The sequence below is a fragment of the Arthrobacter sp. SIMBA_036 genome (assembly GCF_046535135.1).
Taxonomy (GTDB): Bacteria; Actinomycetota; Actinomycetes; order Actinomycetales; family Micrococcaceae; genus Arthrobacter.
The window spans coordinates 1-266 of record NZ_JAWRXG010000223.1 but is presented as its reverse complement, the minus strand read 5'-3'; the positions used below and the strand labels follow the sequence as shown (position 1 = coordinate 266).

Annotated in this window: 1 protein-coding gene and 1 other annotated feature; the gene reads left to right on the top strand. The window is 61.7% G+C overall.

The genetic code is table 11. From position 1 onward, the window contains the following. Positions 1-59, top strand: a sequence feature (AL1L pseudoknot). This feature is flagged as partial in the annotation. Further along, a partial coding sequence (locus SB659_RS19690) for an IS3 family transposase (protein WP_410551631.1) occupies positions 1-266 on the top strand: 266 nt, incomplete at both ends. It overlaps the preceding feature by 59 nt.

The window sequence follows — 266 nt, the reverse complement described above, 5'->3', positions numbered from 1 at the left end:
ATCAGCATCGCGACACCTTCGGGGTCGAGCCGATCTGCAAGGTCTTGCGGATTGCCCCGTCGGGCTACCGACGCCATGCAGCACAACTTCGCGATCCGTCGAAGCGCTGCGCCCGCGCGAAACGCGATGAGCTTTTGCAACCGGAGATCAAGCGTGTCTGGCAGGCCAACATGCAGGTCTACGGCGTGCCGAAGGTCTGGAAGCAGATGAACCGGGAAGGCATTGCAGTGGCACGCTGCACGGTCGGACGGTTGATGAAACTGCAG